The following is a 5139-nucleotide window of genomic DNA, read 5'->3' as shown; positions in this document are numbered from 1 at the left end:
TCGCGATCAGCAGCCTGGAGTTGGTCAACCAGTGGTACTACAACCCCGCGGACATGCCGGTCATCGCGCTCTGCGCCGGCTGATAGATGTTCAGGAAGTTCTGGAACACTGTCGGCGCGATGTGCAGGATCTGTTTGATGTCACCGCGGCTGTCGTTGAGCGCCGTCGTGATCGAGCCCAGCCGGTCGAACGTGACGCCGATGGATTCGCGGTTCTCGGCGAGGAAGTCGCGGACATCGGCCAGCGCCCCGTCGAGCGATTTCACCGCGTTGCCGACCTCGTTCGGCGTGTTCGTCAGCAACGTCGTGACGCTGGCCAGGTTCTGGTTGAACGAGGCCAACAGGTCGCTGCTGGAGTACAGCGCGGACACCAGCAGCTGCAGGTTGCGCACCGTGCTGAAGATGTCGTCGGCGTGGTCGCCGAGCGCCGAGATCGCTTGAGAGAGCTTGAGTACCGTATCGCGGGCGGTGTCTCCCTGACCGCGCAGGTTGGCCGCGGCGGAGTCGACGAATTCGCCGACGGAGTTCACCCCGTCGGGGCTCGTCGGCTGCAGCGCATCGGTGAGCTTCTCGAGCTGACGGCGGAAGTCGTCCCATTCGACGGGGACCGCGGTGCGGTTGAGCGGGATCGACGCGCCGGGGCTAAGCTTCGGGCCGCCCGAGTAGGCCGGGACGAGTTGAATCGCCCGTGACGTCACCAGCGACGGCGACAGAATCGCGGCGCGGGCGTCGGCGGGCACCGGGTACTGCTTGTCGACGGAGAAGGTCACCTTGGAGCTGGCGGGCTGCGGCTCGATCTTGTCCACCACGCCGACGGCGACGCCGAGGATGCGGATCTCGTCACCGACGAACAGGCCGTTGACCTCCGTGAAATAGGCGGAGTAAGTGTTCTTTTCGACGTCCTCCCACAGCTTGCTGCCGACCAGGAACGACGCCACGGCCAGTGTCAGCACCAGGGTGAGCGCGGTCAGGTTGCGAAATGCCTTGCGGGTCATGGTCATGGCTGGTCGTAGTCGTGGGGCGAGGGCGGCGGGATGGTCCGCACCGGCGGGGTCGAGGGCGGCGGCGACGGGGGCTGCGACCATAGCGGCACGGGCGCCTGCTCCGGCGGCACGGGCGGTGTGCCGGTCGGCGGGTCCACGGCTTCGGACGGCAACTTCTGGTTGGGGTCGAGGAACCGGTCGTACATGTCGGCGTCGAGGACCGGGCCACCGAACTGGCCGGGCACCAGGTTGGCCACGTACGCCTTGAAAAACGGCCCGGATCCCAGGCATTCGCCGAACGACATGGCGTAGCGCTTGAATTTCGGCAGGGTCTTTTGGATGTCCTCCTTGCGGTTGTCCAGGATTTCCAAGACACCGTTGAGCTTGTCGAGGGCCGGCTTGAGCTGGGTGCGGTTGTCGTCGACCAGCCCGGAGATCTGATGTGAGACGGCGCTGAGGTTGTTCATCAGTGCGTCCAACGAGTCCCGTTCGTCGAGCAGCGCGGCTAACAGTGCGTTGGAATTGGCGACCAACCCCGCGATCTGTTGGCTGCGCCGACCGAGGACCGCCGAGACCTTGTTGGCGTTACCCAACAGGTTTCGCAGCTGCGCGTCCCGGCCGTTGAGGGTGTCGGAGAACCGCGCCACCCCCTGCAGCGCCGGCCGCAGGTTCTGTGGCGTCGCCTTGAGGGTGTCGGCCAATGTGGTGAGCGCCGAGGATAATTGGGCGGTGTCGAGGCCGCTGATCGTCGTCGTCAGGTCGCCGAGCGCGTCGGGCAGGTCATAGGGCGAGGTGGTGCGCTCCAGGGGGATGGTGCCGTGCAGCCGGCCCTCGCCCCGCGGGGTGAGCTCGAGCATCTTGGCGCCCAGGATGGTCTCGGTCTTTATCGATGCCTCCGTGCGGTCCCCCAGCTCGACGCCCTTGTTGACGGTGAAGCCCACCCGAACCTTGGTGCCCTCCAGGCGGATGTCGGAGACCCGTCCCACGCCCATGCCCGAAACCCGCACGGAATTACCGGGTTTGATGCCACCGGCCTCGGCGAAGTAGGCGGCGTAGTCGTCGGTGTTCTTGAGGAACGGCAACTTGTTGTACTGGAAGGCGACGATCGTGATGCATACCAGCAAGATGGTGCCCATCAGCCCCAACAGGAAGGGGCTTCGCTGCCCGGCCGCCTTGATCGTGATCTTCGGAAGTTTCAGCTTCACCGGGGCGTGCACCGCCCACTGGGCTGGCCCAGGAGTTTGACGAAGATCGGGTTGCCGCCTTTGCCGTTCAGCTTGAGCAGCACTTCGCAGAAGTAGAAGCCGAAGTAGTCCCCGTTCAGGCCCTGCCGGGCCAGGACCTGGTACACGTCGGGCAGGTCCTTGAGCAGCTTGTCGACGTAGTCGTGGTCGGCCATCACCTGCCCGGACATCCGGTCGGTTTCGTGGACCACGTCCTTGATGGGCTGGCGGGTCTGGACCAGCAGGTCGGTGACCGAGCCCGCCGCGGCGTTGATGTAGGCGAGTCCGGTGGAGATGTCGTCCTTGCGCTTGGCCAGGCCGTCCACGAGCTGCGCCAGTTTGTCCAAGCCGTCGGAGAATTCGTGGTCGCGGGCGGCGAAGGTGTGCAACACGGTGTTGAGGTTGGTGATCAGCTGACCGATCAGCTCGCTGCGACCGGCCAGGGTCGAGGTCAGCAGCGAGGTTTGGGACAGCACCGAGGCGAGCGTCCCGCCCTGCCCCTGGAAAATCCGCAACAGTTGACCCGATAGGGCGTTGACCTGGTCGGGATCCAACGCCCGGAACAGCGGGCGGAAACCGCCGATCAGCGCGTCGATGTCGAGCGCGGGCGCGGTCCGGGCCAGCGGAATGGTCGCGCCCGGCGGCAACCGGCGCGGCGGCCCAGGGCTGTCTTCGAGCGCGAGATACCGGTCGCCGATCAGGTTTTCGTAACGCACGACGGCCCGGGTGCCCTCGGTGAGGCGCACGCCCTTGTCCACGGTGAACCCGACGGTGACGGTGCCGTCGTGGTGCAGGCTCAGGTCGCCGACCTTGCCGACCTCCACCCCGGCGATCCGCACGAAGTTGCCGGACTTGAGCCCGGAGATGTTGGTGAACAGAGCCTGATAGCCGGTCCGGTCTTCGAACCGCAGCTGCCCGAACACCGCGATCAACGCGAACGTGAACAGCAGGCAGACCGCCGTGAAGATCCCGACCCGCAGCAGGATGCTGGAGAGTTTGCGTCTCATGGCGGCGGCTGCCCCCCGCGCCAGAAGTACCGCGGCGCTTCCGGCGGGTTTTTGGTGGTCGGGAACCAGTTGCCCCACCACGGGTTACCGACGGCTACGTTGGTGCGGATCTCGTTGGGCGCCGCGCCCCAGCCCGTGTCCGTGACCAGGGCGCGCACCGGGAAGTTCGCGCTCGGGTCGGGTAGCGACCCGCAGCTCGGCCGGCCGCCGGGCCCGCCGGTGGCGTTGACCTTCGGCAGGTGCTTCGGGTAGCGGTAGGGATCGTCACCGAAGAGCAGGGCCGCGTCGAGGATGACGGAATACCCGTTGCCGCCCAACGCGTCCCGGCCGCCGTGGTCGACGTACCACTGCGCACCTTGGAACAGGCAGGTGTAGGTCGGTGAGTACTTCTGCAGCAGCCCGATGGTGGGGTCGAGCAGGTTCATCGACTGCACGATGTTGGATTCGTTGTTCCCGATGACGTTGATGCCGGTTTGGCTCAATCCGATCGCCGACAGCAGCAGTGTGTCCAGCGACCGCTGATTCTCGGTGAGGGTGGTGCTGGTGGTGGACGCCGAGTCCAGGATGGACAGGATGTCGTGCGCCGCACCCGAATAGATGTCGGTGGTTTTGCCGAAAAGCCGCCAGTCCTTGGCAATGGTGTCCATGCGCGGGTTCACGGTGAGCAAGATGTCGTTGGCGTCGGTGATCGCCTGCCCGATCCGGTCCCCCTTGCCGCGCACGGATTGCGCGAAGGCCGACAGGATCGCGTTCAGCTTCGCCGGGTCGAGCGCCTGCACCACCGATTGCAAGTTTTCGAACACCGTGTTGACTTCCACCGTGACGTTGCGCGAGTGCAGCACCGCACCGGGTTTCAGTGGCGTGCGGCTGGGCTGGTCGGGGACGATCAGGTCCACGTACTTGGACCCGAACGCCGTGGTCGACTTGATCTCCGCCTCGAGGTTGCTCGGCAGGTACTTGAAGGCGTCGGGTTGGATCTTCAGCTGCAGCTGAGCCGCTTTCGCGTCGGTGCCGATGCCGGCGACCTGACCGATCTGCACGCCGCGCAGTTTCACCTTGGCGCCGTCCTCCATCACCAGTCCCGCGCGGTTGGACACCAGCGTGAGGGGAACGAAAGACTGGAACTTCCCGGAGAACGACCCGGCGGTCAGGGCGATCAGCCCACCCACGAGGAGGAACAGTGTGGGAGCCCACCAGATCGGGTCTATCCGGGTGCTGCGGGTCCGGTTCGTCTGCAGCGGCCCGCTCTGCCTGTGATTGCTCATCGGCTATCCCGACAGGTTGAAGTTGCCGGACTGCCCATACACGGACAGCGAAATCATCAGGCACACGAACGCCGTCACGATCATCGAGGACCGCACCGACCGTCCGACCGCCTCCCCCACGCCGGCGGGGCCGCCCGAGGCGGTGAAGCCGTAATAGGTGTGCACGACCATCACGCCCGTCGCCATCGTCAGCGCCGAAAGGAACGACCACATCAGGTCGTTCGGGCGCAGGAACGTGGCGAAATAGTGTTCGTAGACGCCTCGCGACTGGCCGTAGACCGAGATGGTGAGGAACTTGGCGGCGACGAACGACATGAGCACGGCGACCGCGTACAGGGGAATGACGACGAGGATGCCGGCGATGATGCGGGTGGACGCCAGGTAGGTGATTGCCCGGATGCCCATCACCTCCAGCGCGTCGATCTCCTCGTTGATGCGCATCGCCCCGAGCTGCGCCGTCGCGCCGGCGCCGATGGTGGCCGCCAACGCCAGGCCGGCCGTGCAGGGCGCGATCATCCGGACGTTCAGAAACGCCGACAGGAAGCCGGTCATCGCCTCGACACCGATGTTGGACAGGGTGTCGTAGCCCTGCACCGCGACCAGGGCGCCGGTGGTCAGCGTGAGAAAACCGATGATGCCGACGGTTCCACCGATGACGGCCA

At 65.8% G+C, this 5139-nt stretch carries 4 protein-coding genes and 1 pseudogene; all 5 read right to left on the bottom strand.

What is annotated here, in order from left to right; all coding sequences use genetic code 11:
* Positions 1–46: 46 nt before the first annotated feature.
* A pseudogene (locus A5714_RS18870) lies at positions 47–1000 on the bottom strand (MCE family protein); the annotation flags it as partial.
* Positions 997–2187, bottom strand: coding sequence for an MCE family protein (locus A5714_RS18865; RefSeq protein WP_231975931.1), 1191 nt, complete (start codon positions 2185–2187; stop codon positions 997–999). The gene A5714_RS18865 and the pseudogene A5714_RS18870, both read right to left, overlap by 4 nt.
* Positions 2184–3212 carry an MCE family protein gene (locus tag A5714_RS18860; RefSeq protein WP_068069643.1) on the bottom strand — a complete coding sequence of 343 codons (1029 nt, stop codon included), beginning with the start codon at positions 3210–3212 and terminating at the stop codon, positions 2184–2186. The genes A5714_RS18865 and A5714_RS18860 overlap by 4 nt, the downstream gene beginning before the upstream one ends.
* Complete coding sequence (locus A5714_RS18855; RefSeq protein ID WP_068287715.1) at positions 3209–4477, bottom strand: MCE family protein; 1269 nt, start codon at positions 4475–4477, stop codon at positions 3209–3211. The genes A5714_RS18860 and A5714_RS18855 overlap by 4 nt, the downstream gene beginning before the upstream one ends.
* A gap of 3 nt (positions 4478–4480) precedes the next feature.
* Positions 4481–5139 (bottom strand): ABC transporter permease (locus A5714_RS18850; protein ID WP_068069638.1); only part of this gene is annotated, 659 nt, incomplete at its 5' end.

This window comes from Mycobacterium sp. E2462 (assembly GCF_001672685.1).
In the GTDB taxonomy this organism is placed as follows: domain Bacteria; phylum Actinomycetota; class Actinomycetes; order Mycobacteriales; family Mycobacteriaceae; genus Mycobacterium.
Note: the sequence above shows the minus strand (reverse complement) of the source record. Positions and strands in the feature narration are given on the sequence as shown.

Excerpts from the sequence above, each read along its gene's own strand:
- A5714_RS18860 (WP_068069643.1), bottom strand. The coding sequence starts at position 3,212 with ATGAGACGCAAACTCTCCAGCATCCTGCTGCGGGTCGGGATCTTCACG.
- A5714_RS18855 (WP_068287715.1), bottom strand. The coding sequence starts at position 4,477 with ATGAGCAATCACAGGCAGAGCGGGCCGCTGCAGACGAACCGGACCCGC.